Source organism: Couchioplanes caeruleus, assembly GCF_023499255.1.
GTDB lineage: Bacteria > Actinomycetota > Actinomycetes > Mycobacteriales > Micromonosporaceae > Actinoplanes > Actinoplanes caeruleus_A.
The window spans coordinates 5,110,536-5,136,217 of sequence record NZ_CP092183.1; the positions used below are offsets into that span (position 1 = coordinate 5,110,536).

Below are 25,682 nucleotides of genomic sequence, written 5' to 3' on the forward strand. Positions count from 1 at the left end.
CAATCTATGAGATCACCGGCGCCCCGTACATGTCCGCTGGACGACGTACGGATGGAGCCCTGCCGACAAATCCGCGGCGGCCTCCGCGCCGAGGTCCTTGCGCACCAGATGCAGGCACAGGTCGACGGCGGCGCGCTCGTCCGGCGCGGTGAGCACCGGGTCGTCGTCGACGAAGCGGACGCCCGCGGCGACCCGTACCCGCGGGAACCGCCGGGCGAACGCGGCCGCCTGTCCCTCGTGGACGGCGACCCGCCGGCCGTCGAGCAGGCCGGTCGCCGCCAGGCTGGCGACGGCCGGCCCGGCGGCCAGCACCCGGCAGCCGCGCCGGGCCACCGCGCGGAGCCGGGCGGCGAGCCCGGGCGCGCAGCAGCCGGCCGGCGCGACCGCCACGATGTCGGCCTCCTCCAGCACCGCCGTGGCGGTGAACAGCGGACCGGCGAACACCGTCCGGTACACCTCCACGAACGACGCCCGGGTGGCCGGCGGCGCCAGCACCGCCACGGTGGTGGTCATCGGCCGTACACCCGGCTCTCCGGCGGGCCGAGGTAGCTGTACTTCACCCCGCCGGTGTCGACGACGAGCTTCTGCAGGATCACCGTCGGGTCCACCATCCAGAACTTCAGGGTGTGGGTGCCCGCGCGGTCGATCGTGTGCGTGGTCGTCGTGACGTTCACGTTGTCGGACGTGTTGCGTTCCCACTGCCGGTTCATCGTGGTGGCGTTGGCGCCCGTCGCGGCGGTGACGTCGACCGTCTGCGGCGCCTGGTCGTCGACCGAGATCGCGTACCGCAGGCCGGGGGTGGGCAGCGCGTCGTTACGCGGGGAGAGGACGGCGGAGACGCGTACGGGTCCGGTGGTGGTCAGCGTCATCGCGTACTCGAGCCGGGCACCGTCCCCGCCCAGCGGCGTGAGGCCGTCGCCGGTCTTGCCGATGCGGGGCAGCACCTGCCACTGGCCGACCTTGCGGGTGTAGTGCGGCGCTAGCATCGACACATACCCGTTGGCCTCGGCGAAGCCGGACGGGCGCAGCGCCGGCCTGCGGACCGGGGCCTGGACCACGACCTGCTCCCCCGCCCCGCTGATCGTGATGGGCACGGTGGTCGTGCCGGCGGGGGCCCGGGACCAGTCGACGCGTACGGTGGCCCGCACCTCCTTGCCCACACGGCCGGCCGCCGGGGTCACGTGCACCCACGGTTCGCCCGCGGTGATCCGGTACGCGAACGGCGTCGCGCCCTTGTTGAACACGTCGATGTACTGCTGCGGCTGCGACTGCCACGGGCTGAACTCCGGCAGCACGTGCGCGTCCCCGCCGTCGAGGGCGACGCCGAGCGCCGCCGCCGCGGGCACCTCGATGCGCTTGAGGTACGGGTAGATCTCGTCGGGCAGCGCGACGTTGTCCTTCTCCGGCTGCTGCCACGGCGCGTTGGGACCGTACCGTTCGACGTTGCCGTACCCGATCTTCGGTTGCAGCTGCCAGTTCTTCCACTTCCCGCCGGCCAGGCGGGTGTTGTAGTAGTCGCTCATCGCCTGGTCCTCGGCGAAGCGCGCCTCCGCGACGTCGGCCAGGTCGTTCGTGGACGCCCGGCCCTGGGCGGCGTAGAGGATGTTGGTGAACTCGGCCCGGCGCAGCGCGTAGAGGTTGGCCGTGGCCTTCACCTGGTAGTAGACGAGCTGGTAGAACGCGTCCTGCCAGGCGGCCGGCACGAGCCTGCGGAGCCGGTCGGCGCGCGCGCCCATCGTCTGCCACTCGGCCGTCACGCGGTCCATCTCCCGGTAGTCGGTGAGGCTGAACGGGGTGGCCTGGTCGTCGTACACGATCTCGTTGGTGGTGGGGTTGAGCGTGATACGCCGGTTGAGCAGCTCCGGCTTGCGGCGCGACTGCAGGTAGCCGTAGTCGGCGAGCAGGCCGGCGATCGCGGGGGCCAGCGCGGGACCGAAGTTCTGCGCGGCGTACTGCTTCTCCCACCCACCCAGCTCGTGCAGCGGGATCGCGTTCGGGTTCCAGGCGTAGTCGAGGAAGAACTGCGTGGGTTCCTCTTCGTTCTTCAGGTCACCGACGTTGACCATCCAGAGCCGGTCGATGCCCGAGGTGTACGCCCGGTGCAGCTGCTCCCACGTGTTCGTGAGGTTGACGGTGTCGGCCCACTTGTAGTTGCGGCCGCCGCCGACGTAGTCGAAGTGGTAGTACATGCCGTACCCGCCGCTGCGCTTCGGCATCGAGGCGTACGGGAACTTGCGCATGTTGCCCCAGTTGTCGTCGCAGAACACGACCGTGACGTCGTCCGGCGGCCGGTAGCCCTGGTCCCAGTAGCGCTGGACCTCCTTGTAGAGCGTCTGCACCTGGGGGGCGCCGATCAGGCCGGTGTCGCGCAGGATCTGCCGCTGGGTGTCGATGATGGAGCTCATCAGGTCGATGCCGTCGCCGTCGGGCAGGCTCACGTCGCCGTTGCCGCGCATGCCGAGGGTGATGACGCCCTCGATCTTCTCCCGCGCCATCCGCTCCGCGCCGTCACGCCAGTACGCCTTGATCGCGTCGGCGTTGCGGCGGAAGCTCCACTCGCCGTTGCCGCCGTACGGGTCGGTGCCGTTCTTGGCGTGCCGGTTCCACTCCTCGATGCCGCGCATCATCGGGGCCTCGTGCGAGGTGCCCATGACCACGCCGTAGTACGAGGCGGTGGCGTGGTTCTGCGGGTCGTCCTCGGCGAACGCCCGCCCCCACACGGCCGGCCACAGGTAGTTGGCGCGCAGCCGCAGCATGGTCTCGAACACCTGCGCGTAGTACGCGGCGTTGAGCCCGTTGGGGAAGCCGGGCGCCTTGCCGGGACCGAAGTATCCGGGCGCCCAGGTGCCGGTGGCGGGGTTCTCGTCGTTGATGAAGAAGCCCCGGTACCTCACCGCGGGCGTGCCCTGGGTGTGCCGGCCGGGCAGGGCGTACAGGGCGTCGCGGTGGCGCACGGGGACGTCGTCCCAGAAGTGCCACGGGCTGATCCCGATCCGCTTGGACAGGTCGTACGCGCCGTAGATGGTGCCGCGCTGGTCGCTGCCGGCGATGACGAACGCGCGCCGGACGCCGGGCAGCGGGTGCTCGACGATCTGTTCGACGGTGGTCTCCCACTTGCCGGCCAGGCCGCGCACGTCGAGGCGGCCGGCGGCGACCATGCGGTCGATGAGCGGGCTCTTGCCGAGCGTGCCGAGGATGATCGGGTCGCGGCCGGTGGGCAGCGTGTCGTGCCCGACGGCCGGCCGGGTGCCGGTGACCTTCTCGAGGTCGGACTGCAGGTCGTCGGCGACGCGGATCACGCCCGCGTGGTCGCCGGCGCTGACGACGATCGGGGCGACCCGGCCGCGGTCGGCGATCGGGAAACGGCCGGGGCCCGGATGGGTGGAGACGTAACCGCCGAGGTCGTCGGTGCCGTGCCGGCCGGTGGCGGCCGCCGCGGACGGTGCGGCCACCAGCGGCAGCATGAGGGCGGCGAGGGCGAGGAAGGGTCTCATGGCGCGTCCTGTCGGAAGAAGCGCAGGGGCACGGCCGCGGCCATGGCCGCCATGCCGGCGTCGTTGGGGTGGAGGTGGTCGCCGCTGTCGTACGCCGGGTTCAGCCGCAGCGGCTGGGTGGGATCACGCATGACCGCGTCGAAGTCGATGACGCCGTCGTACTCGTGGCCGTGCCGGATCCACGCGTTGAGCTCCCGGCGTTTGCGCTCGTTCTCCGGCGTGTAGAAGCCGAAGGTGTCGCCCTGGAACGGCAGGATCGTGCCCCCGTACGCCCGCAGGCCCGCCTGGTGCGCGCGGGCGATGAGCTGGCGGTGACCGGCGATGAGGTCGGCGGCGGACACGGTCTCCGAGGCGGGCGCGGTGGTGCCCGGGTGCCCGAGGTCGTTCACGCCGAGCAGCACGATCAGGTGGCGCGCGCCGGGCTGGGCGAGCACGTCCCGGTCGAAGCGGCGCAGCCCGCTCTGGCCGAAGAACGCCGCGTACGCCTCGGCGTCGCTGCCGGCGGGCGGGTTCGGGTCGTGCAGCAGCCGGTTGCCCGACACGCCGAGGTCGACCACGCCGCGGTCCACGCGCGCGGCGCGCAGCCGGGCGGCGAGCAGGTCGGGCCATCGGTGGTTGGCGTTGGTCTGCGTGTTGGCGCCGTTGGTGATGGAGTCGCCGAGCGCCACGATCGCCCCGGAGCGGCGGCGGACGCTGACCCCGGTGAGGAACAGGTCCTGCGTGACCGTCGACTGCGGGGTGACCGTACGCGCCGCCGTGACGTTGCCGGCCGCGATGACGTTCTCCTGGTACGAGAAGGCCGCCAGCGTGGTGACGAGGGTGCGCTGCGGGAAGTAGATGCTGATCACCAGGTCGGACCCGTCGTCGACGCGCACCGGCACCGGGTCGCTGACCAGCGGCGCGCCGGCCGGCACGGTCGCCGAGGGGTGACCGCTGAAGGTGACGCGCCGGTCGGTGCCGGGGACGGTGGCGGTGCTCGCGCCGGTGCCCTGGCGGCGGGCGACGCGGACCTCGCCGACGACCAGCGGCTCGGCGCCGAACTCGTTGGAGAGCCGGATCCGGAGCTGGTCGCCGCCGAGGCTGAGGTGCGCGACGTGCCGGACGGTCTGCCGCTCGAGCACGGCGGGCGCACCGGGCGGGACGGTGGTGGGCACCGCGGCCCAGCTGGCGGTCCAGGTGCCGGCTGCGGGGGTGTCGTGCGCCAGCGCGGGCCGCGGCGCGGCGGCGACGGTGGCTGCGCCGGCGGCGGCCACGAGGACGGTACGGCGGGAGGCGCGACCGCCGGTCTCGGATGCGGGCATGGGGTCTCCTGGCCTCGGTCACGCCGGAACGGACCGGCTGTCGCGGTCGGAAGTTTCGGAAATGAGGTGGCAACTTCCCGCAACATAGACGTCCATCCAAGTCCGGTCAAGAGCGCCAGCCACCTGCCGATCGGCCTTCTTGATCAGCGATTCCGCCGGTCAATGGTCCACATTGTTACCCGTTGACCACTCCGGCATCGCTGGCCTATGTTCCGGGCACGTAACGGAAACTCCCGAAAGTTTCGGGGCCGAGCCCGTGAGGACATCAATGATGATCAAACCTTTACCGGTCCTCGTGTCCGCCGCGCGCCCCGCGGTCCCCACGGCAGCCGTCGGATCATGATCGTGGACGACAACCGGCGGGTCACGATCTCCACCATCGCCCGTGCCGCCGGCGTCTCGGTGCCCACCGTCTCCCGCGTGCTCAACGGGCACTCCGACGTCTCCGCGCAGACCCGGGCCCGGGTCGAGCAGCTGCTGCAGCAGCACGGCTACCGGCGGCGCAACTCACGCCAGCAGACCGGCCGCACCGGACTGCTCGACCTCGTCTTCAACGACCTCGACAGCCCCTGGGCGGTGGAGCTCATCCGCGGGGTGGAGGACGTCGCGCACGCCTCCGGTGTGGGTACGGTCGTCTCGGCCGTGCACCGGCGGCCGATGGCGACCCGGCAGTGGCTGCAGAACCTGCGCGCCCGCTCGTCGGCCGGGGTCATCTTCGTCAACTCCGAGCTGACCGCCACGGTCTCCACCGAGCTGACCCGGCTGGGCATCCCGGTCGTGGTGGTGGACCCGGTGGGCAACTCCGAGTCGGACGTGCCCACCATCGGGGCGACGAACTGGGCCGGGGGGCTGAGCGCCACCGAGCACCTGGCGAAGCTGGGACACCGCCGGATCGGCTTCATCGCCGGGCCGCGGCACGTCATGTGCAGCCGGGCGCGCTTCGACGGGTACCGCGCCGGCATGGAGGCGGCCGGCCTGCGGGTGGACGAGGACCTGATCCGGCAGGGCGACTTCTACCACGAGTCCGGGTACGTGCGCGGCGCCGAGCTGCTCGCCCGGCCCGACCCGCCCACCGCGATCTTCGCCGCCAGCGACCAGATGGCCCTCGGCGTGTACGAGGCGGCGCGCCGGCGGGGGCTGCGCGTACCGGACGACGTCAGCGTGATGGGCTTCGACGATCTGCCCGAGGCGCGCTGGTCGTCGCCGCCGCTGACCACCATCCGGCAGCCCCTCGCGGAGATGGGCGGCCTGGCCGCGCGGACCGCGTTGCGCCTGGCCCAGGGCGATCGTGTCGCGGCCCCCCGGGTTGAACTGTCCACCGAACTCATCCTGCGCGACAGCACCGCGCCGTACCGGAAGTTTCGGGGGTCGACCGACGCCTGAGAGAGACCCGTTCGTGACCTCGTCGAGACCGGTCGTGGGAGCGATCCCACCCGTACTGGAGTCGCGTTTCATGTTCCGGGCGGAAGGGCGTTGAGACCCTTGACACACCACAGCGGAAACCCTACGTTAACGAAATCTCTCGATAACTTACGAGCTCTTCTCGAAACTTCCGGTGTCAGGGTCGGTAGCCGCGACAGCGGCTCAGGAGCATGGAGACAAGCGTGGAACTCAGTTCGATATCGCGTCGCAATTTCCTCAATCTGGCCGTCGGGGCGGGTGCGGCGGGTGCGCTCGCCGCCTGCGGCAGTTCCGGGCCCGGCACCTCGGGTGGAGGCAGCGGCGCCTCCGCCACCTACTGGTACCTGACCGGCGCGCCCGGCGAGCAGATCCGCAAGGACACCGTCGACCGGTTCAACAAGGACAACTCGGACAGCAAGATCCAGGGTACGGCGTACCAGAACGACGCCTACAAGACCAAGATCAAGACCGCGATCGGCGCCGGTCAGGCCCCCACCATCATCTGGGGCTGGGGCGGCGGCGGCCTCAAGAGCTACGTCGAGGCGGGCCAGGTCGAGGACCTCACCGACTGGTTCGGGCAGAACGCCGCGGTCAAGGACAAGCTCTTCGAGACCTCCTTCGGCCCCGCCACGATCAACGGCAAGATCTACGCCATGCCGGCCGAGACGGTCGCGCCGATCGTCCTCTTCTACAACAAAGAGGTCTTCCAGAAGAACGGTGCCCAGCCCCCGCAGTCGTGGGACGACATCATGAACCTGGTGACCCTGTTCAACGGCAAGGGCATCGCGCCGTTCTCCCTCGGCGGGCAGTCGCGGTGGACGAACATGATGTGGATGGAGTTCCTCTTCGACCGCATCGGCGGCCCGGAGCTGTTCCAGGGTGTCTTCGAGGGCAAGCCCAACGCCTGGTCCGCGCCCGGCGCCAAGGAGGCCCTCACCAAGCTGCGCCAGCTCATCGACGCCAACGGCTTCGTCAAGGGCTTCTCCTCCATCACCGCCGACTCCAACGCCGACCAGGCGCTGCTCTACCGCGGCAAGGCCGCCATGATGCTGCACGGCACGTGGACGTACGGCAGCATGGCCAACGACGGCGGCAACTTCGTCAAGGACGGCAAGCTCGGCTGGATGAACTTCCCGCCGGTCACCGGCGGCAAGGGCGACCCGAGCAACACGGTCGGCAACCCCGGGCAGTACTACGCCATCTCCTCCAAGGCCACCGCGGAGCAGAAGGAGACGGCGAAGAAGTTCTTCAAGGACGCCGTGCTCTCCGACGCCGAGGTCAAGGAGTGGGTGGACTCCGGCGCGGTCCCGGTCGCCAAGAGCAGCCAGTCCATGCTCGCGGCCTCCAAGGACGCCGAGTTCCTCAACTTCGTCTACGACATCTCCACCAAGGCCAAGAACTTCGGCCAGTCGTGGGACCAGGCGCTGAGCCCGACCGCGGCCGAGGCGCTGCTGGACAACATCGCGAAGTTCTTCCAGAAGTCGATCGGCCCCGACGAGTTCATCTCGAACATGAACGGGACCATCGGCAAATGACAACTGTTGCTCCGCCCCCGCTGCGGGTGGACCGGCCCACCTCCGGCGGCGGGCGGAGCGGCGGCGTCGCCTGGATGGCGGTGCCGGCGCTCATCATGTTCCTGATCTTCGGGGTCGTCCCGCTGCTGGGCGTGCTGGCGCTGAGTTTCGCGCAGTGGGACGGCATCGGCGAGATCAAGCCGGCCGGGCTGGACGCCTGGCAGTCGGTGCTGTCCGACCCCGGACTGCCGCACGCGCTCTGGGTCACCTTCGTGATCATGGCGCTGTCCTGGCTGTTCCAGACGCCGCTGAGCCTGCTCATCGGCGTCTTCCTGGCCGGGCACGAGCGGTACCGCGAGTGGCTGGCCGTGCTGTACTTCATCCCGCTGCTGCTGAGCTCGGCGGCGCTGGCGATCACGTTCAAGGCGTTGCTGGACCCGAACTTCGGGCTCGGCTCCGGCCTGGGCGTGGACTTCCTGAACCAGGACTGGCTGGGCGAGAGCAAGCTGGCCGTCGGCGTGGTCGTGTTCGTGGTGTCGTGGCAGTTCATCCCGTTCCACTCGCTGATCTACCAGGGCGGCGTCCGGCAGATCCCGCGGGCGATGTACGAGGCCGCGCAGATCGACGGCGCGGGCCGGATGCGCCAGTTCTTCAGCATCACGCTGCCGCAGCTCAAGTACACGATCATCACATCGTCGACGCTGATGGTGGTGGGCTCGCTGACGTTCTTCGACCTCATCTTCGTGCTCACCGCGGGTGGACCGGGCGACGCGACCCGGGTGCTGGCGCTGGACATGTACCAGCGCGGTTTCATGGCCGGCCTGATGGGCCCGGCGAGCGTGATCGCGGTGATCCTGGTGCTGGTCGGCCTCGGGCTCGCGCTGGGGCTGCGGCGCCTGGGTGGTCGCGGTGACGAGAGCCAGCTGGAAGGGGCCTGACATGACCACGCTGACCTCCGGCGCCCGGGCGGCCGACGCCCGGCCCGACCTGGACGAGGCGCCGCGCCGCAAGGGCCGCCGCGGGACCCCCCGCAACTGGATCGGCGGCGCGCTCGGGTGGGTGTGGCTGCTGGTCGTGCTGGTCCCGATCTACTGGATCGTCATCACCAGCTTCAAGACGCAGAGCACCTACTTCGCCGAGAACACCATGGTGCCGGCGAAGGACCCGACGCTCGAGAACTACCGGCTGGTGCTCGAGGCGGGCTTCGTCCGGTACTTCGTGAACAGCGTGATCATCACGGTGGGCGCGGTCATTCCCGCCGTGGCGATCTCGTTCATGGCCGCGTACGCGATCGTGCGGGGCAGCGGCCGGCGCTTCCTGCGCTGGACCAACTCGCTGTTCCTGATGGGCCTGGCGATCCCGCTGCAAGCGGTGATCATCCCGGTCTATCTCATCATCATCAAGCTAAAGATGTACGACACGCTCGGGGCGATCATCCTGCCCTCGATCGCGTTCGCCATCCCGCTGTCGGTGCTGGTGCTGACCAACTTCATCCGCGACGTGCCGAAGGAGCTCTTCGAGTCGATGCGGATGGACGGCGCCACCGAGTGGGGCACGCTGCTGCACCTGGCGTTCCCGCTCACCCGTCCGGCGCTGGTCACCGTGACCATCTACCACGGCCTGACCATCTGGAACGGGTTCCTGCTGCCGCTCGTGCTCATCCAGAGCCCGGACAACCGGCCGCTGCCGCTGGCGCTGTGGAACTTCCAGGGACAGTACGGCACCAACTTCCCGGCGATCCTCGCCTCCGTGGTGCTGACCACGCTGCCCATCCTGGTGATGTACATGGTCGGCCGCCGCCAGCTCCTCAGCGGTCTGACGGCAGGCTTCGGCAAATAGGGACCACCCCACCGCACCTGGGGCAATCGGGTGGGCGCGGTGGGGTGGCGGTACCCGGGGCGGACCGGGACCGAAGTCGCGGGCCGTGCGGTGGGCGCACGGCCCGCGACGCCGTCCCGGGGTCGCGGTATATCGACTGCGGACGACGCGGCAGCGGCCTAGGCTGCGGCCGGGGGTGGGCATCATGACCGGCAACCTGGACGCGGTCTGTTTCCGTGCGCACGATCCGGCGGCCCTGGCGCGTTTCTGGGCCGGGCTGCTGCGCCGGGAGGTCGCCGGCGACGGCACGCTGGCGCCTGCGGAGGACGGCGGCTTCCGTCTCCGGTTCGCGCGAAGTGACGAGCCGAAGGTCGCGCAGAACCGGTCCCACTTCGATCTGACGAGTGAGTCGCTCGAGGAGCAGCGGGAGACGGTGGCCCGCGCGCTCGCGCTGGGTGGGCGGCACACCGATGTCGGCCAGTTGCCCGAGGAGGAGCACGTGGTGCTCGCCGACCCGGAGGGCAACGAGTTCTGCGTGATCGAGCCGGGTAACAAGTTCCTCGCCGGCTGCGGGTTCATCGGCGCGCTGTCGTGCGACGGTACGCCGCAGGTCGGCCGGTTCTGGGCCGCGGCGCTGGGGTGGCCGCTGGTGTGGGACCAGGACGAGGAGACCGCGATCCAGGCCCCGTACGGCGGCCCGAAGATCACCTGGGGCGGGCCGCCGTACATGCCGCGCCGGGGCGCGGACCGGCTGATCCTCGACCTCGCCGTCCCCGCCGGCGACCGGGAGTCCGAGGTCGAGCGGCTGATCTCGCTCGGGGCGACGGGCACCGGTGACGCGGCCGGGACGATGACCGACCCCGACGGCAACGGCTTCCGCCTGCTGACGCGGTAGGCCTACGGTTCGAGGTCGCGCAGGCCCTGCTCCCACCGTTCGCGCCGCTGGTCGGGACTCTGTTCCCACCACGGGGTGCCGCGCTCGCCGAGGGCCACCTTCGCCGCCTGCACCCGGGCGCGGGCCGGCGCGGTGTCCTCGCCCGCGCGCAGCGCCGCGCCGACGTCCCGGCGGGCCGCCATCAACGCCCGGCGCAACCGTGCCGCCTCGTCCTCGGGGATGGCGGGGTCGGTCGCGCGCCAGCGGCGGCCCTTGATGACCACGAAGTGGCCGTCCTCGGTGGTCTCCATCTGCGCCATCGTGCTCCTTCCGCCGCCGAGCCCGATGATCGCCGCCCCGCGGGCCGGCCGGCCCGTCAATTCAGACATGTAAATTCTTCACTTCGTGGCTGTTCAACCTTCAAGCTCTCCGCAAAGCTATTGAGATCAATGGATGGCTTGCCATCCGGATCCGGGGAGGAACTCATTTGAGAAGAGCTCTCGCACTGGCCTGCACCACCATGCTGGCCGGTAGCGGCGCAGCGGTCGCCGCCACGAGTGCGTCCGCCGCGCCACCGTCCACGCCGTCCACCTCGCTGCCGGCCCAGGCCACCGCAGCCCTGGAGCACCACCGGGCGGCCGTCGACGGCTCGCCGCAGGACACGTTCACCGTCTACAGCAGCAAGAAGGACGCCCGGGGCAACGGCGTCGTGCGCTACACGCGTACGCATCAGGGCCTGCGCGTCCACGGCGGCGACATCGCCGTCCGGGTCGACGCCCACGGCGACTACACCGGCAGCTCCGACGGGCTCGCGGCGCCGCTGGCGCTGAACGTCACCCCGAAGGTCGGTGCACCGCGGGCCCGCGCCGCCGCCGAACGGGCCTTCTCCGGGAAGGTCACCTCGGTCGGCTCGCCCGAGCTGTTCATCGACGCCGGCGCGGGCACGCCCACGCTGGCCTGGGAGACCGTGGTCACCGGCCGGGCCAAGGACGGACAGACCCCGTCCCGGCTGCACGTGATCACGGACGCGTCGACCAACGCGGTCCGCGGCTCGTTCGACGAGATCGAGACCGTCGACGGCACCGGCAACAGCATCTACTCGGGCTCCGTGCACCTCGACACGACCGAGTCGGGTACGGGCTTCAGCCTGGTGGATCCGGCGCACGGCAACGGCCGCACCTGCGACCTGAACAACGGCACCTCGACGTGCACCACGTTCACCGACGCGGACAACGTCTGGGGCACCGGGACGAACGCGGACCGGGCCTCCGCCGCGGTGGACGCGCACTTCGGCGCCGCCACCACGTTCCGCTACTTCCAGGAGGTGCACGGGCGCAACGGCATCTTCGGCACCGGCGCCGGCGTGCCCTCGCGGGTGCACTACGGCAACGCGTACGTGAACGCGTTCTGGGACGGCGCCCAGATGACGTACGGCGACGGCGCCGGCAACGCCAAGCCGCTGGTCGCGCTGGACGTGGCCGGGCACGAGATGTCGCACGGCGTCACCGAGAACGTGATCCCCGGCGGCCTGACCTACTCCGGCGAGTCCGGCGGTCTCAACGAGGCCACCAGCGACATCTTCGGCTCCATGGTCGAGTTCTACGCCGGTACGGACAGCGACCCCGGCGACTACGACATCGGCGAGAAGATCGACATCCGGGGTACGGGCGCGCCGCTGCGCTACATGTACAACCCGGCCCTCGACGGCGCCTCCCACGGCTGCTGGTCCTCGTCCACCAACAGCGTCGACGTGCACTACTCCTCCGGCGTGGCCAACCACTTCTTCTTCGACCTCGCCGAGGGCACCGGCGCCACCGCGTACGGCACCTCGCCGGTGTGCGGGGCGGCGGACCCGGTGGTCGGCATCGGCCGCGACAAGGCCGAGAAGATCTGGTTCCGGGCGCTCGACACCTACTTCGTGTCCAACACCCGTTACGTCAGCACCGCGACGCCGGCCAACACCGCCCGGGCGCACACGCTCGCCGCGGCCGCGGACCTCTACGGCCTGTGCGGCACGGAGTACAAGACGGTCCAGGCGGCCTGGACGGCGGTCAACGTGGCCGGCGGCGACTACTGCCCCACCGGGGACGACTTCTCCCTCGCCACCTCTCCGGCGACGGCGACGATCGACCGCGGCGAGACCGTCACGACGACCCTGGCCAGCACGGTCACCAACGGCACCGCGGAGACGATCGCGCTGACCGCCACGGGCGTGCCGCCGGGCGTGACCGTGTCGTTCAGCCCGGCCGAGATCACCGCGGGCGAGTCGGCCACGGTCACCGTCAGCACGCCCGACGGCCTGGGCACCGGCAGCTACCCGATCACCCTGACCGGCACGTCACCGTCGGTGGCCCATTCCACCCAGCTGACCCTGACCGTACGCAGTCCCGACGGCTGCTCGGGCGGCAACGACACGGACGTCGCCATCCCGGACAACACCACGGTCACCAGCACCATCGCGATCAGCGGCTGCACGGTCACGCCGTCGGTGACGAGCACGGTGGAGGTACACGTCGTCCACACGTACATCGGTGACCTGGTGGTCAGCCTGGTGGCGCCGGACGGCACGGCGTACACCCTGCACAACCGGGCCGGGGGCAGCACCGACAACATCGATCAGACGTACGCGGTGAACCTGTCCGGCGAGGCGGCCGACGGCACCTGGACGCTGCGCGTGCAGGACGCCGCGGCGATCGACACGGGCTACATCAACAGCTGGAAGCTGTCGCTCTAGCCGGATCCGTGGGGCGCCGGCCGGTCAGCGTGGACCCGCCGGCACCTCACGGCCCGCTGCCGGCGCTGCGGAGGCTCAGCGGGCGGCTCTGCGGAGGCTCAGCGGGCGGCTTTGCGGTCCGCGGCCGCGTACGATGCCGCGGCCGTGAGGGCGGAGACGGCGAGCACGGACGGCCACGGGCCGATGCGCTTGGCGAGCGGGTGCGACAGGCCGAACGCGCCGACGTACGTGGCGAGAAGCCCCGCGGTCACGGCCGGGCTGGTCCGCCGGGCCCACTCCCGCCCGGCCAGCACCCCGCCCGCCGCCAGGACCACGCCGCCCAGCGGGCGGATGCCGGTCCGGCGGGCGAGCTGCCAGCCGCCGATGAGGGAGCCCGCGGTGACCGCTGCAGTAGGAACGCGCATGCGCCCGACCGTACACCGGCGGCGGGCCTGCCATGATGGGGCACATGGCGAACTCGGCCCGGGTGTACCAGCGGGAGACGACCGGCGGCCACGAACGAGTGACGATCATGGCCTATCTCGGCGCCGACGACGGCGACGCGGACGAGATCCGCCGCATCGTCGAGCGGGACGGCACGGTCGTGGAGGACACGATCGCCTACTTCGGCACAGCGGGTGAGCAGTGGCTGCGGGAGCAGGACGACGGCTACCGGGCGGCCGGGTTCCGGCCCGGCTCCCCCTGACCCCCGCCAACGGCGTCATGCCGAGGGCGGGACCTGCACCCGGACGACGGGGAACTTGCGGTCGGTCTTCTGCTCGTACTCCCGGGCCTGCGGCCAGTAGTCGCGCCAGACACCGTACGTCTCCGCCCAGCGCGGGTCGCCGGGCCGGATCACCTCGTAGCCGGCCTCGAACGTGGCGGGACCCAGCTCGACCGTGGTCGCACCGGCCGCCGCCTCGAGGTTCGCGATCCACTGCGGATCCTCCGGTCCGCCGCCGAGGCTGCCGCAGATCACGTACGCGTCCTCGTCCGGCGCCGCGACCAGCGGCGTGACGAACTCCTTGCCGGACCGGCGCCCGCGGTGATGCAGCAGCAGCAGGGTCTTGCCCTCGAACGGGCCGCCGACGACACCGTCGTTGGCCCGGAAGGTCTCGATGATGCTGTCGTTGCTGGACGCCATGCCCCCAGGTTAGTCACCGGTGCAGGCAACCGCTCGCCGCCCGCTCCGCCCGCATCCGTACGTCCGGGAACGAGCCGTCGCCGAACAGGATCCGGGCCGCGGCCGCCCGGCCGGCACGGCTGCGGAGCCCGGCGAAGGCCGCCTCCGCGGCGGCCGGTGAGGGCAGGCCGGCGACCAGGCGCCGCAGCATCAGCCGCCCCCGGAAGCGGGCCCGCAGCGGGCCGCCCGAATACCCGCGCAGGACGCACTGGTCGCCGGTGCGCAGGTAGCTTGCGGTGACCGCCGCGGCGAGCTCGGACATGCGCAGGCACGGGTCGAGGCCGCCGGCGGTCAGCGGCGACACCGCGCCCGCCGCGTCGCCGACGAGCAGTCCCCGCGGGCAGGCCAGCCGGCGCAGCACGCCGCCGACCGGGATCGGACCGCCGCGGCGCTCGACCGGGCCGGCCGGCGCCGCCCGGCCCGGGGCGTCAGCGGCGAAGTCGTCGAGCAGATGGCGTACGCCGGCGCGCATGGCGTGCGGATATCCGGCGACCCCGATGTGCGCGTGCCGCCCGTCGGCGATCACCCAGCCCAGGTAACCGGGGGCGATCCGGGGATCCAGCACGCAGTGGAACGCCGGGGCGCCGGGGCCCTCCGCGATCGGGTGCACGATCTCCGCCCCGACGAGCAGCCGCCGGTTCACGTCCAGCCCGAGGTCGCGCGCCACCCGGGACCGGGCGCCGTCCGCGCCGACGACGAACCGGGCGGTCACCGGCTCCGCGCCCTCGAGCCGGGCCACGTTCCCCGACATTCCGGCGTACCGGACGCCCAGCAGGATCCGGGCCCCGGCGGCCTCGGCCGTGCGCCGCGCGTGCTCGTAGACGCCGGCCATGTCGGCGACGCGGTACTCGTCGCGGTCGCTGGTCAGGTGGACCGGGGCCCGGCGCGACGGCGGGTACAGCAGGACGTCGCGGACGCCGGGACCGAGCAGGTGCTCCGGCAGGCCGAAGTCGTCCAGGGTGCGGCGGACGAAGATGCCGGTGGTCCGGATGCCCGCCGCCAGCGACCGGCGGCGGTCGACCACCGTGACGGTCAGGTCCCGGGCGGCGAGGAGGCGCGCGGTGTGCAGGCCGGCCAGGCCCGCACCCACGACGAGAACGTCAACGGTGTGCACAGGGGCGACGGTAGGTGCGGTTCAGCGCCGGGGCGGCCGGTCACATACGACCTGCCAGGGACCTTCACATCGCCGCCACATCGGGGACCGGGAAAGACGTCGCGGCCCGCAGCAGGGAGAGAGAAGCCGCGGGCCGCGACGAGACCAGGTGTGGTCAGGCCGGTCCGACGACCACCGGGGTGTGCAGGACCCGGTCCCGGCCCACCGTGCGCCGCTCCCCGGTCAGCCGGACGGTCGCCCGGCACGGCAGGTCCGTGGCGGAGGCGCCGACGTGGATCTCGACCTCGCCCGGGTCGACGACGCGGAGCAGGTCCCGGCCCACGAACGCGGTGCGGTCGGCGTGCAGGGTGAACTCCACGCGGGCCGCGGCGCCCGCGGCGAGCGGCACCCGGGCGAACCCGGCGAGCTGCAGCAGCGGCCGGGTGACCTCCGCCTGGACGTCGTGCAGGTACAGCTGGACGACCTCGGCGCCGTCGCGCGGGCCGGTGTTGCGGACCCGTACCGAGACCGTGACCGTGCCGTCGGTGGGCAGCTCGGTGGCGCTGAGCGTCAGGTCGTCGTACTCGTACGTGGTGTACGAGCGCCCGTGTCCGAAGCCGAACATCGCCGTGGGGTCGAGGTTGCTGACGCCCTCGCTGTTCGCGCCGTACGGCGGCTGCAGGTACGTGCCGGGCTGGCCACCCGGCAGGCGCGGCACCTGGACGGGCAGCTTGCCGCTGGGGTTGAGCCGCCCGGAGACGACACCGGCGATGGCCGCGCCGCCCTCCTCGCCGGGCATGAACGCCTGGATCATCGCGGCCGCCCCCTCGTAGTCGCCCAGCGCGTACGGGCGGCCGGACACGACCACCACGACGACGGGCGTACCCGTCTCCAGCAGCTTGCCCAGCAGCTCGCCCTGCAGGCCCGGCAGCGCCAGGTCCGGCGCGTCGCAGCCCTCGCCGGAGGTCCCGCGGCCGAACATGCCGGCCCGGTCGCCGACCACGGCGATGCAGACGTCGGCGTCGCGGGCGGCGGCGACCGCCGCGTCGAAGCCGGAGCGGTCCTCGTCGCGGATCGGGCAGCCGGTCTCCAGCGTGAACCGGTCGTCCGGGAGCTCGGCGCGCAGCGCCGCCCACAGCGAGGCCGCCTCGAGGCCCATCCCGTACTCGGGGTAGTCGCCGAGGATGTGGTTCGGGTACGAGTAGCAGCCCATGAACGCCTGGGCGTCGTCGGCGCACGGCCCGACGACCGCGATCCGGCGCGGCGCGGTGCCCTCGGTCAGGGGCAGCACGCCGGAGTCGTTGGCGAGCAGCACGACCGAGCGCTCGGCCACCTCCCGCGCGATGGCGCGGTTGGCGGGCGAGTCGAAGTCGATGCCGGCGCCGGCCGCGACGGAACCCTCGGGGGTCCAGTCCGGGTCGAGAAGGCCGAGCTCGGCCTTCTGCCGCAGCACGCGGCGGGCGGCCCGGTCGACGAGCTCCTCGGGTACACGCCCCGAGCGCACCAGCTCCACGAGCCCCGCGCCGTAGCCGACGGCGTCGGGCAGTTCGACGTCGATCCCGGCGGTGAGCGCCAGCGCCCCCGCCTCGGCGGGCGTGGCGGCCACCCGGTGCATCGTCTGCAGGAACGGCACCGACCAGTAGTCGGAGACGACGACGCCGTCGAAGCCCCACTCGTCGCGCAGCACGCCGGTGAGCAGCGACGGGTCCGCGCCGACCGGCACACCGTCGATCTCCGAGTACGAGTTCATCACCGAGCGCGCGCCGCCGGCGCGGATCGCGGTCTCGAACGTCGGCAGGATGTACTCGCGCAGCTCACGCGGGCCCATGGCGACCGGGCCGTGGTTGCGGGCGGCGCGCGAGGCGGAGTAGCCGGCGAAGTGCTTGAGGGTGGCGACGAGGCCCTGCTTCTCCAGGCCCCGCACGTACGCGGCCCCCAGCGCGCCCACCAGGTACGGGTCCTCGCCCATCGTCTCCTCGACGCGGCCCCACCGGTAGTCGCGCACGACGTCGAGCACGGGCGACAGGCCCTGGTGCACGCCGACCGCGCGCATGTCGCCGGCGATCGCCGCGGCCATCCGCTCGATCAGCTCTGGGTCGAACGTGGCGGCCCACGCCAGCGACGTCGGGTAGACGGTGGCGCCCAGCGTGGTGAAGCCGGTGAGGCACTCCTCGTGCACGATCGCGGGCACGCCCAGGCGGCTGCTCTCCACGACCTGCCGCTGCAGCTCGACCACGCGGGCCCGGCCCTCGTCGGCGGTGACCGGCCGGGTGCCGAAGGGCCGGGTGAGGTGACCGATGCCGTCGCGCACCGCGGTGTCGAAGGGGCGGGAGCCGGCGGCGAAGACGTCCTGCATCGGCGCGACCTCACCGGTGGTCTCGACCGCGTCCTGCTGCCAGACGCTGCCCAGCTGGGCGACCTTCTCCTCGAGGGTCATCTCCTCCAGCAGGGCGTCGGCGCGCTCGGCGCTGGTTCGAGCGGTGTCGGTCCACGGTTGCGGGCCGGCCTTCAGCACGGTCATGACTCCTCCTGCTTCGCCGAAACTTCCGGTGCTCTTCCGGACGGCACAGGCAGTCTCTCCCGGCCCGTCTTCCCGGCGCAAGCCGGAAGTTGCGACCAACACCAGTTCCGCAGGCGGGACACGCTTCGGAAGTGCCCCGGAAGTTTCAGAGACCCCGGATACGACGATCCCGCCGCCTCCGCTGCGGGAGACGACGGGATCGAGGGCTGCGGCCGGGTTCACTCCCCCGGTTTCTTGAACTCCTCCTGCGGCTTGCCGTCCATGTAGTCGGCCATCGTCCGGTAGACCGCCGGGTTCACGATGCCGTGCTGCATCCGGTCGTAGTGGCCGGCCCAGTCCGGGTTCACCAGGTAGCCGGCGACGACCAGGGACTGGGTACCCACCACCAGCGCAGCGGTCTTGTCGGCGTCCGTCGTACCGGTCTTGCCGAAGATGGGGTGACCCACCGCGTCGCGCGCGTCCGGCTCGGTGGCGCCGGAGCAGTTGCCCAGCTGGGCGTGATCACCGACCGGGCAGCGGGCCGCGTCGAGCGCCCGGCGCGCCACGTCCTTGCTGGTCGCGCGGGTGCAGTCCGGCTGGCCCACGTCCAGCTTCGTGCCGTCGGCCGAGGTGATCCGCTGGATCGGCGTGGGCTTGCAGTACATGCCGTCGCCGGCCAGGGTCGCGTACGCGTTGGCGATGTCCAGCGGCGTCGACGCCGAGACGCCCAGCGTGAACGCGCCCCACTGGTGCGCCGAGGCCGGGTCGTTGGCGAACTCGGCGTCCTGCCGGGCCCGGAACTGCACGCCGAACCGCTTCGCCACGTCCACCACCTTCTCCGCGCCCACCTGCTCCTGCAGCGGCACGAAGTACGTGTTCACCGACTTGCCGAAGCCGGTCCACATGTTGAAGGTGCCCTGCTCCGTCTTGGACGCGTTCGACGGGCAGTAGAAGTGCGTGCCCGGGCAGGCCGCGTCCGAGCTCGGGTCGATGATGTACCCCGACTTGTACGTGGAGCCCGACGTGATCGAGTGGTCCAGCCCGAAGCCGTTCTCCAGCGCCGCGACCAGCGTGAACATCTTGAACACCGAGCCGGCCTGGTAGCCGACGATGTCGCCGCCGCCGGTGATGATCGGGTTGGTGGTGTTCGGGTACGTGCCGCGGATGCCCTTCGCCGCCAGCTCCGGGTTCGAGCTGAGCTTGTTCTTCGGGTGCTCCGGGTCGTCCAGCTTGTACTTGCGGTTGGCGGCCAGCGCGCGGACCCGGCCGGTGCCCGGCTCGACCCCGGCCAGCAGCAGCGCGTTGCGGCTCTTGTCGCTGATCTGGTCGGTGATCTCCTTGCGGGCCGAGGCCTGCGCCTTGATGTCCAGCGAGGTCACCACGCGGTAGCCGCCGCTCTTGAGCTGGCGCTCACGGTCGTACGAGGTGGCGCCGAACTGCTCCTGGCTCAGCCACCAGCGGTAGAAGTAGTCGCAGAAGAAGCCCCAGTTGTTCTTGGCGACCGAGACACAGCCGTTGCCGGGACGCTTCGTCGTCTTGGCGAGCTTGACCTTCTTGGCCTGGGTGGCCTGCTCCGGCGTGACGTACTTCAGGTCACGCATGTTGTCGATGATGTAGTTGCGCCGGTCCAGCGCCTGCGGGTAGCCGCTGGGCGTGGTCGGGTCGAACGAGGTCGGCGCCTTCACCATGCCGGCGAGCAGGGCGGCCTCGGCGATCGTCAGGTCCTTCGGCTTCTTCTGGAAGTAGACCTGGCTGCCGGCGTAGACGCCGTACGCGCCGTTGCCGAACGGGGCCATGTTGAGGTAGCGCTCGAGGATCTGCTCCTTGGTGAGCTCCTTCTCGACCTGCATGGCGTACTTCATCTCGGTGAGCTTGCGCTCCGGGCTGTCCTTCGTCGCGTCGATCGCCTGCTGCGGCGTCTTGGCCGAGTACGCCAGCGTCATGCGCACGTACTGCATCGTCAGCGTGGAGGCGCCCTGCTGCGCGCCGCCCTGCTTGTTGTTGACGAAGGCCCGGGCCACGCCCTTGAGGTCGACGCCGTTGTGCTCGTAGAACTGGTGGTCCTCGGCCGCGACGATGGCGTGCTGCATGTTGACCGAGATCTCCTTCAGCGGCACGTCGCTGCGGAACTCGTCGTACATGACCGCGAGCTGCGTCTTGCCGTCGGAGGCGAAGATCCGGGTGACCTGGGGGGCCGACTGCTGCTCCAGCTCGCTGGGCAGCTCGGCGAAGCCCTGCGAGCCCGCCTTGGCCGCCAGGCCCGACATGGCCACGGCCGGGAACGAGGCCGCCGCGACCACGACACCGGCGAGCAGGCCACAGATCACCAGCGATCCGCCGTTGGCGAAGAGGGAGCGATCGCGTTTTCGGGTCCAGAAAGTCACCCGATCCACGTTAGCCACGGAGATCCAGCACCACCTCTCGAGGGTTGCCCCGTACGTGTGCGCCTCCGGCTGCCGTCCGGGGCTCCTGAACAGCCAGGTCACCCGAAGGATCGGCCGGGCGGCGAGTCCCTCTTACCCAACGACGCGGCGCGCGTCACGCTCCCGGGACGAGTGGACTGCATCACACAAGTTGGTCGTCGAGCGTGGCGACACCGCCCCGCGCGGCCGCTCCGGGCAGGCGGGACCGGGCGCCCGCGTCGCCGTACAGGGCCCAGCGCAGGAACTCGGTCGACGTGGCGGCGGTCGCCTCGAAGTCGGTGCCCGTCGTCACGTGGCCGCCCTCGGTGATCGACAGCATCGCCCGCGACCAGGGCACCGCCGCGAAGACGGCATGCCCGGCCCGGTACGTCACCGTGTCGTCCCTGCGGCCGTGCACGAACAGCATGGCCGCCGGCGGCCCGGTGAACGGCGTGCCCTGGAAGTCGGTGCCGGCCAGCACCACCCCCGCCTTCAGCCGCTCGTCTCGGCGGGCGCTGAACAGGCCCGCGGTGGTGATGCCGCCCGCCGAGTGGCCGGCCGCGGCGAGCCGATCGGGGTCGATGACCGCGCTCAGCGGGCCGCCGGCCGTCAGCAGCTGGTCGATCACGTGGGAGGCGTCCGCGGGCTGGTTGACGATGTCGAGCGGATCCAGGTCCGCGGCGCCGTACGACGTGTTCGGGTACGTCGGCCCGGCCACCACGAACCCGGCCTGCGCCCAGCGGGCCAGCATCGCCGCGTAGTCCCCCGGCTGGGCGGTGAGGCCGTGGCTGAACAGCACGAGCGGGAACCGCCCGGTGGCCGCGGGGGCATCGGTGGCGGCGCTCGTGGCGGGGTACCAGAGCGTCGTGGGCAGCGCCCGCCCGTCCCGGCTGACGTCGAGCACGCGGCGGCCCACGGCGTACGCCTGCGCGGGGGCGCTGCCGGCCGGCGGCACGTACGGGGCGGTGACCGACTGCGGCGCGAGCGACGAGGCCGTCGTCGAGGCGAGGATGGGCGCGGCCGACGCGGAGGCACTGGTGGCCCCCGCCATCCCGACGCCCGTCCCGGTGTCGGCGGTGCACGCCGCGAGGCCCCCGGCCCCGGCGGCGCCGGCCAGCCCGAGCAGCAGTGTCCGTCTACGCATGGTGACATTGTTCCGGGCGTACCTGTGATGACCTTGAGAAACGCACGAGCTGAACATCACATCCGGTGACGGGCCGGGGCCCGGGCGGGGTTTCCCGCCGCAACCGGCAGCACCGCTTACTGTTGGCAATCATGACGACCAGGCCTGTGAGGATCGGGCTGCAGCTGCAGCCCCAGCACGCGGACTACCCCACGATCCGGCGTACGGCCGCCGAGGCGGAGGAGCTCGGCGTCGACGTCCTGTTCAACTGGGACCACTTCTACCCGCTGTACGGCGCCCCCGACGGCCTGCACTTCGAATGCTGGACGATGCTCGGCGCGTGGGCGGAAGCCACGTCCCGGGTCGAGATCGGCGCGCTCGTGACCTGCAACAGCTACCGCAACCCCGACCTGCTCGCCGACATGGCGCGCACGGTCGACCACATCAGCGACGGCCGGCTGATCCTGGGCATCGGCTCCGGATGGTTCGAGAAGGACTACCAGGAGTACGGCTACGAGTTCGGCACCGCCGGCGGCCGCCTGAACGACCTCGCCGACGCCCTGCCCCGGATCGAGGCTCGGCTCGGCACGCTGAACCCGCCGCCGACCCGCAAGATCCCGGTGCTGATCGGTGGCGGCGGCGAGAAGAAGACGCTGCGCCTGGTGGCCAAGCACGCCGACATCTGGCACAGCTTCGGCGACGCCGCGACGGTCGCGCACAAGCTGGGTGTGCTCCGGCAGCACTGCGCCGACGTGGGCCGGGACTTCTCCGAGATCGAGGTCTCCGGCGGCCTGTCGGCCGAGGGCGGCGTGGAAGCCGCGACGGCGCTGCGCGAACAGGGCGTCTCGTTGTTCACCGTCGGCGTCGGCGGCCCGAAGCCGGACCTGGGCCCGCTGCGCGACTGGCTGGCCTGGCGGGACGAGCAGAACGCCTGACCCCACCGCACGCGGCCGGGCCCGTCATCGCGACGGGCCCGGCCACCCACGAGCGGACTGAAGGCTGCCTGTCAGACGAAGATGCTCAGGATCATCACGCAGCCGAAGCCGACCACCGAGATGATCGTCTCCATCACCGACCACGTCTTGATGGTCTGTCCGACGGTCATCCCGAAGTACTCCTTGACGAGCCAGAACCCGGCGTCGTTGACGTGCGAGAAGAACAGCGACCCGGCGCCGATCGCGAGCGCCAGCAGCGACACCTCGGGCTTGTCCAGGGTCGCGGCCAGCGGCGCGACGATGCCCGCGGCGGTGATCGTGGCGACCGTGGCGGACCCGGTGGCCACCCGGATGCCGACCGCCGCGAGGAAGCCGAGCACCAGTGCCGAGATGTTGGCGTCCTTCGCCGCGTCCGCCACGACGTTGCCGACGCCCGCGTCCACCAGGACCTGCTTGAAGCCGCCGCCCGCCGCGACGATGAGCAGGATGCCCGCGATCGGCGGCAGCGCCCCGCCGAGCACCGACGAGGTCTGCGACCGGTCGAAGCCGGCCCGCTTGCCGAGCGTCCACATCGCCAGCAGCACCCCGAGCAGCAGCGCCACCACCGGGTCGCCGAGCACCTCGAGGGCGCTGCGCACGCCGTTGCCCTTGTCGAGGGTCAGCTCGGCGATCGCCCGCAGCAGCATCAGCACGATGGGCAGCAGCACGGTCAGCACCGCGGGCCAGAAGCCCGGGTTGCGCCGCCCGGCCGGCAGGCCCCGGTCGACCGGCTCGTCCGGCTCGCCGGTGCCCGCATTGGCCAGGTCGTCGCGGTCCACGAAGTCCTGACCACCGGCCGGGCCCGAGGCGGGACGGTCGCCGGCCGGGCCGGAACCGCGGCGCTCGCGCGCGGGGCCGGAACCCACCCGGTCGCCCGCCGGAGCTCCGGCGCCCACCAGCGCCCGTCCCGGCACGGCGACCGGCACCCGCTTGGCGATGAAGTTGCCGAAGACCGGGCCCGCGATGAGCACCGTCGGGATCGCGCAGATCAGCCCGAACGCCAGGGTCAGGCCCAGGTCGGCGTTCAGGTTCGCGATCGCCACCAGCGGGCCCGGGTGCGGCGGGACCAGGCCGTGCAGCACCGACAGACCGGCCAGCGCCGGGATGCCGATCTTCAGCAGGGGCACGTCCGTACGCTGCGCGACCAGCAGCACGATCGGCACGAGCAGCACGACGCCGACCTCGAAGAACAGCGGCAGGCCGATGAGCGCGGCGACGCCCGCCATCGCCCACGGCAGCGCCGAGCCGGAGAACTTGCGCACGATCGTGGCGACGATGCCGTCCGCGCCGCCGGACTCCGCCAGCAGCGCGCCGATCATGGAGCCGAGGGCGATGAGCAGGCCGACGCTGCCGGCCGTACTGCCGACGCCCTTGGTGAACGAGGTGACGGTGTCGGCCGGCGCGACGCCGGCGACGATGCCGAGCACGGCCGCCCCGACGACGAGGGCCAGGAAGGGGTGCCATTTCGCCCAGGCGATGAGCAGAATGACGGCCGCGATGCCCAGCACGGCGGCGAGGACGAGTTGGCCGGTACCCGCGGAGGTGATCGCCTCCGCGGCCAGCGAGTGAGCGGCGTGCGCAATCATGGGCGAGCCGTACCCCGATCAGGTGAAAACCAATCCCGCATCGGAACCCCGCCGGAAGGGTACGCCGACCCCGTGCAATGGATCCGCGACTCCGCCCGCGTACGCCCGGCCGACGCGGCGTGGGCCTTCGCGCTGCGCGCCGGGCTCGCGGTGGCGTTCCCCCTGGTGACGCTGACCCTCGCCGGCCACCCGTCCCGGTCCGGGATCGCGACGTTCGGTTCGTTCGCCGCCCTGTACGCCCGCGACGCCCACTACCGGTCCCGCGGCCGGGTGGTGGCCGCCGCGGGCCTCGGCCTCGTCGCGTGCGTGGTGCTCGGCACGCTCGTGTCGCTCAGCCCGTCCCCCGCCCTCCCGGCCGTGGTCGCGGTGTCGCTCGTCGGGGCCGCTGCCACCTGGCTGGCCGGGGTGTTCCGGGTGGGGCCGCCCGCCGGGCTGATGTTCGCGTTCGCGACCGCCGTGGCTGCCGCCGTACCCGCACGACCCGCCGACGTGGCCCGCAACGCCGCGCTCACCGCCGCCGCGGCGGCCGTCGCCTGGGTGATCGCCATGGCCGGCGCGGCGGTCGACCGGGACGGCCCGCGCCGCCTGGCCGTCGCCCGTGCCCTGCGCCGGGTCGCGGCCGCCCGGGGTGTGCCGGAGAGCCCGGCCGGCCTGCGGCTGCGCCACCAGGCGGCGACGGCGGTCGCCCGGGCCTGGGACGCCCTCCCCGCCGGCCACCCTCTCGAGCCTCTCGTGGCCCGGGCCGAGAGCGCGCTCGCGGCGACCGGCGCCGAAGGCCTCGAGCGGGACCGGGACGAGCTGATGCGGCTCGCCGGCGCGGTTCCCCGGCGCGGGCCGGTGCCCACGCTGCGCGGCACCGCGTCCGAGTCGGCGGAGATCACCGGACGGCATCAGGCCGCCGGTCTGGCCGGTCCGCCGTACCGGGATCTGCTGCGCCGGTCGGTGCGGAGCACGTCGCTGGGCGGGCCGCTGCTCGTCGCGGCGGCACGGGTCGCGGCCGGGGCGTTGGTCGCGGGGGCGCTGGCCGGGTCGGTGGCGCACGCGACCGGGATGGGACACGCGTACTGGGCGTCGGTGTCGGCGGTCGCCGTGCTGCAGGGCGCGAACCTGCTGATCTCCCTGCACCGCGGCGTGCAGCGGGCCGCCGGGACCGTCGCCGGGTTGCTCGTCGCCGTGGCAGCGGTCGCCGCGCCGGGCGGCACCTGGACGCTGGTCGCCGGCATCATCGTCGCCCAGGTGGCCGCCGAGCTGCTGGTGATCCGCAACTACGGGCTCGCCATGGTGGCCGTGACCCCGCTGGCACTGCTGGTGGGCGAGATGGGACACCCCGGCCCACCCGCGGAGCTGCTGCGCGACCGTCTGGTGCAGACCGTGCTGGGATGCGTGCTCGGCCTGCTGGGGGCGGTGGCCGTACGAACCCGTACGGCCACGCGCCACCTCGAGGCCGCGATCGCCGCGTGCACCGCGACCACCGCCCGGCTCGGCGCCGCGGACCATGCCGAGCAGGCCGCGCTCGCGCCCCGGCTTGCCCGGGAGCTGACGGTGCTGCGCGAGGCCTACGACGTCGCGGCCGGCGAGCCGGGCCTGCCACCGGGCGCCACGCAGCGGGTGCTCGACGCGGAGCGGCGGGGGCGGCTGGCCCTCGCGCGGCTGCCGGTCAGCCCTGCAGCGCCGTCGCCAGGCCCCGCTTGACGCTGCGGGTGAGC

At 72.2% G+C, this 25,682-nt stretch carries 20 protein-coding genes; 9 read left to right on the top strand and 11 right to left on the bottom strand.

Annotated features, from left to right (window positions below):
* Positions 1-12: 12 nt before the first annotated feature.
* The 3 genes from COUCH_RS23715 to COUCH_RS23725 are packed head-to-tail and all read right to left on the bottom strand — an operon-like array spanning position 13 to position 4,795.
* Positions 13-513: a hypothetical protein gene (locus tag COUCH_RS23715; RefSeq protein ID WP_249607388.1), complete on the bottom strand. Its 501-nt coding sequence runs from the start codon at positions 511-513 to the stop codon at positions 13-15.
* Positions 510-3,494, bottom strand: coding sequence for a glycosyl hydrolase 115 family protein (locus COUCH_RS23720; protein ID WP_249607389.1), 2,985 nt, complete (start codon positions 3,492-3,494; stop codon positions 510-512). Before COUCH_RS23720 ends, COUCH_RS23715 begins: the two co-directional genes overlap by 4 nt.
* The gene (locus COUCH_RS23725; protein WP_249607390.1) at positions 3,491-4,795 is read right to left on the bottom strand and encodes an SGNH/GDSL hydrolase family protein; all 1,305 of its coding nucleotides are present in this window, start codon (positions 4,793-4,795) and stop codon (positions 3,491-3,493) included. Before COUCH_RS23725 ends, COUCH_RS23720 begins: the two co-directional genes overlap by 4 nt.
* Positions 4,796-5,134: 339 nt before the next feature.
* Between COUCH_RS23725 and COUCH_RS23730 the strand changes: the two genes are divergently transcribed.
* The 5 genes from COUCH_RS23730 (at position 5,135) to COUCH_RS23750 (ending at position 10,423) form a co-directional block, all read left to right on the top strand.
* Complete coding sequence (locus tag COUCH_RS23730) at positions 5,135-6,178, top strand: LacI family DNA-binding transcriptional regulator (RefSeq protein WP_249607391.1); 1,044 nt, start codon at positions 5,135-5,137, stop codon at positions 6,176-6,178.
* Positions 6,179-6,399: 221 nt separating this feature from the next.
* Complete coding sequence (locus COUCH_RS23735) at positions 6,400-7,731, top strand: extracellular solute-binding protein (protein ID WP_249607392.1); 1,332 nt, start codon at positions 6,400-6,402, stop codon at positions 7,729-7,731.
* The gene (locus tag COUCH_RS23740) at positions 7,728-8,648 is read left to right on the top strand and encodes a carbohydrate ABC transporter permease (RefSeq protein WP_249607393.1); all 921 of its coding nucleotides are present in this window, start codon (positions 7,728-7,730) and stop codon (positions 8,646-8,648) included. Before COUCH_RS23735 ends, COUCH_RS23740 begins: the two co-directional genes overlap by 4 nt.
* A gap of 1 nt (position 8,649) precedes the next feature.
* On the top strand, positions 8,650-9,549 hold the full coding sequence (locus tag COUCH_RS23745; protein WP_249607394.1) for a carbohydrate ABC transporter permease: 900 nt from the start codon (positions 8,650-8,652) through the stop codon (positions 9,547-9,549).
* A 184-nt stretch (positions 9,550-9,733) separates the two neighbouring features.
* On the top strand, positions 9,734-10,423 hold the full coding sequence (locus tag COUCH_RS23750; protein ID WP_249607395.1) for a VOC family protein: 690 nt from the start codon (positions 9,734-9,736) through the stop codon (positions 10,421-10,423).
* 2 nt (positions 10,424-10,425) lie between these two features.
* Here the strand turns inward: COUCH_RS23750 and COUCH_RS23755 are convergent, their stop codons facing one another.
* The gene (locus tag COUCH_RS23755) at positions 10,426-10,791 is read right to left on the bottom strand and encodes a hypothetical protein (RefSeq protein WP_249607396.1); all 366 of its coding nucleotides are present in this window, start codon (positions 10,789-10,791) and stop codon (positions 10,426-10,428) included.
* 98 nt (positions 10,792-10,889) lie between these two features.
* Here COUCH_RS23755 and COUCH_RS23760 point away from each other — a divergent pair, with 98 nt between their 5' ends.
* Positions 10,890-13,136 carry a M4 family metallopeptidase gene (locus tag COUCH_RS23760; protein WP_249607397.1) on the top strand — a complete coding sequence of 749 codons (2,247 nt, stop codon included), beginning with the start codon at positions 10,890-10,892 and terminating at the stop codon, positions 13,134-13,136.
* Between the two features lie 98 nt (positions 13,137-13,234).
* Here the strand turns inward: COUCH_RS23760 and COUCH_RS23765 are convergent, their stop codons facing one another.
* On the bottom strand, positions 13,235-13,540 hold the full coding sequence (locus COUCH_RS23765) for a hypothetical protein (protein WP_249607398.1): 306 nt from the start codon (positions 13,538-13,540) through the stop codon (positions 13,235-13,237).
* Positions 13,541-13,584: 44 nt separating this feature from the next.
* On the opposite strand from COUCH_RS23765, the gene COUCH_RS23770 reads away from it, so the two are divergent.
* Complete coding sequence (locus COUCH_RS23770) at positions 13,585-13,821, top strand: hypothetical protein (protein ID WP_249607399.1); 237 nt, start codon at positions 13,585-13,587, stop codon at positions 13,819-13,821.
* Positions 13,822-13,836: 15 nt separating this feature from the next.
* On the opposite strand, the gene COUCH_RS23775 is transcribed toward COUCH_RS23770, so the two are convergent.
* The 5 genes from COUCH_RS23775 to COUCH_RS23795 form a co-directional block, all read right to left on the bottom strand.
* Positions 13,837-14,259 (bottom strand): nitroreductase/quinone reductase family protein, encoded by a 423-nt coding sequence (locus COUCH_RS23775; protein ID WP_249607400.1) that lies wholly within the window; start codon positions 14,257-14,259, stop codon positions 13,837-13,839.
* Positions 14,260-14,272: 13 nt separating this feature from the next.
* Positions 14,273-15,412, bottom strand: a complete 1,140-nt coding sequence (locus COUCH_RS23780) for an NAD(P)/FAD-dependent oxidoreductase (protein ID WP_249607401.1) — start codon at positions 15,410-15,412, stop codon at positions 14,273-14,275.
* 154 nt (positions 15,413-15,566) lie between these two features.
* Complete coding sequence (locus tag COUCH_RS23785; RefSeq protein WP_249607402.1) at positions 15,567-17,912, bottom strand: beta-glucosidase family protein; 2,346 nt, start codon at positions 17,910-17,912, stop codon at positions 15,567-15,569.
* A gap of 218 nt (positions 17,913-18,130) precedes the next feature.
* Positions 18,131-20,275, bottom strand: a complete 2,145-nt coding sequence (locus tag COUCH_RS23790) for a transglycosylase domain-containing protein (RefSeq protein ID WP_249607403.1) — start codon at positions 20,273-20,275, stop codon at positions 18,131-18,133.
* A 181-nt stretch (positions 20,276-20,456) separates the two neighbouring features.
* On the bottom strand, positions 20,457-21,437 hold the full coding sequence (locus tag COUCH_RS23795) for an alpha/beta hydrolase family protein (RefSeq protein WP_249607404.1): 981 nt from the start codon (positions 21,435-21,437) through the stop codon (positions 20,457-20,459).
* 131 nt (positions 21,438-21,568) lie between these two features.
* Between COUCH_RS23795 and COUCH_RS23800 the strand changes: the two genes are divergently transcribed.
* Positions 21,569-22,351 (top strand): LLM class F420-dependent oxidoreductase, encoded by a 783-nt coding sequence (locus tag COUCH_RS23800; protein ID WP_249607405.1) that lies wholly within the window; start codon positions 21,569-21,571, stop codon positions 22,349-22,351.
* A 71-nt stretch (positions 22,352-22,422) separates the two neighbouring features.
* On the opposite strand, the gene COUCH_RS23805 is transcribed toward COUCH_RS23800, so the two are convergent.
* Positions 22,423-23,976 (bottom strand): GntP family permease, encoded by a 1,554-nt coding sequence (locus tag COUCH_RS23805; protein ID WP_249607406.1) that lies wholly within the window; start codon positions 23,974-23,976, stop codon positions 22,423-22,425.
* Positions 23,977-24,048: 72 nt separating this feature from the next.
* Here COUCH_RS23805 and COUCH_RS23810 point away from each other — a divergent pair, with 72 nt between their 5' ends.
* Positions 24,049-25,668, top strand: a complete 1,620-nt coding sequence (locus COUCH_RS23810; RefSeq protein ID WP_249607407.1) for an FUSC family protein — start codon at positions 24,049-24,051, stop codon at positions 25,666-25,668.
* Positions 25,669-25,682 lie beyond the last annotated feature (14 nt).

Bases quoted from the DNA above. Each gene is read 5' to 3' on its own strand.
- COUCH_RS23785 (WP_249607402.1), bottom strand. From the start codon at position 17,912: ATGACCGTGCTGAAGGCCGGCCCGCAACCGTGGACCGACACCGCTCGA.
- COUCH_RS23745 (WP_249607394.1), top strand. From the start codon at position 8,650: ATGACCACGCTGACCTCCGGCGCCCGGGCGGCCGACGCCCGGCCCGAC.
- COUCH_RS23765 (WP_249607398.1), bottom strand. From the start codon at position 13,540: ATGCGCGTTCCTACTGCAGCGGTCACCGCGGGCTCCCTCATCGGCGGC.
- COUCH_RS23730 (WP_249607391.1), top strand. From the start codon at position 5,135: ATGATCGTGGACGACAACCGGCGGGTCACGATCTCCACCATCGCCCGT.
- COUCH_RS23750 (WP_249607395.1), top strand. From the start codon at position 9,734: ATGACCGGCAACCTGGACGCGGTCTGTTTCCGTGCGCACGATCCGGCG.
- COUCH_RS23770 (WP_249607399.1), top strand. From the start codon at position 13,585: ATGGCGAACTCGGCCCGGGTGTACCAGCGGGAGACGACCGGCGGCCAC.
- COUCH_RS23775 (WP_249607400.1), bottom strand. From the start codon at position 14,259: ATGGCGTCCAGCAACGACAGCATCATCGAGACCTTCCGGGCCAACGAC.
- COUCH_RS23720 (WP_249607389.1), bottom strand. From the start codon at position 3,494: ATGAGACCCTTCCTCGCCCTCGCCGCCCTCATGCTGCCGCTGGTGGCC.
- COUCH_RS23805 (WP_249607406.1), bottom strand. From the start codon at position 23,976: ATGATTGCGCACGCCGCTCACTCGCTGGCCGCGGAGGCGATCACCTCC.
- COUCH_RS23725 (WP_249607390.1), bottom strand. From the start codon at position 4,795: ATGCCCGCATCCGAGACCGGCGGTCGCGCCTCCCGCCGTACCGTCCTC.
- COUCH_RS23755 (WP_249607396.1), bottom strand. From the start codon at position 10,791: ATGTCTGAATTGACGGGCCGGCCGGCCCGCGGGGCGGCGATCATCGGG.
- COUCH_RS23800 (WP_249607405.1), top strand. From the start codon at position 21,569: ATGACGACCAGGCCTGTGAGGATCGGGCTGCAGCTGCAGCCCCAGCAC.
- COUCH_RS23715 (WP_249607388.1), bottom strand. From the start codon at position 513: ATGACCACCACCGTGGCGGTGCTGGCGCCGCCGGCCACCCGGGCGTCG.
- COUCH_RS23795 (WP_249607404.1), bottom strand. From the start codon at position 21,437: ATGCGTAGACGGACACTGCTGCTCGGGCTGGCCGGCGCCGCCGGGGCC.
- COUCH_RS23740 (WP_249607393.1), top strand. From the start codon at position 7,728: ATGACAACTGTTGCTCCGCCCCCGCTGCGGGTGGACCGGCCCACCTCC.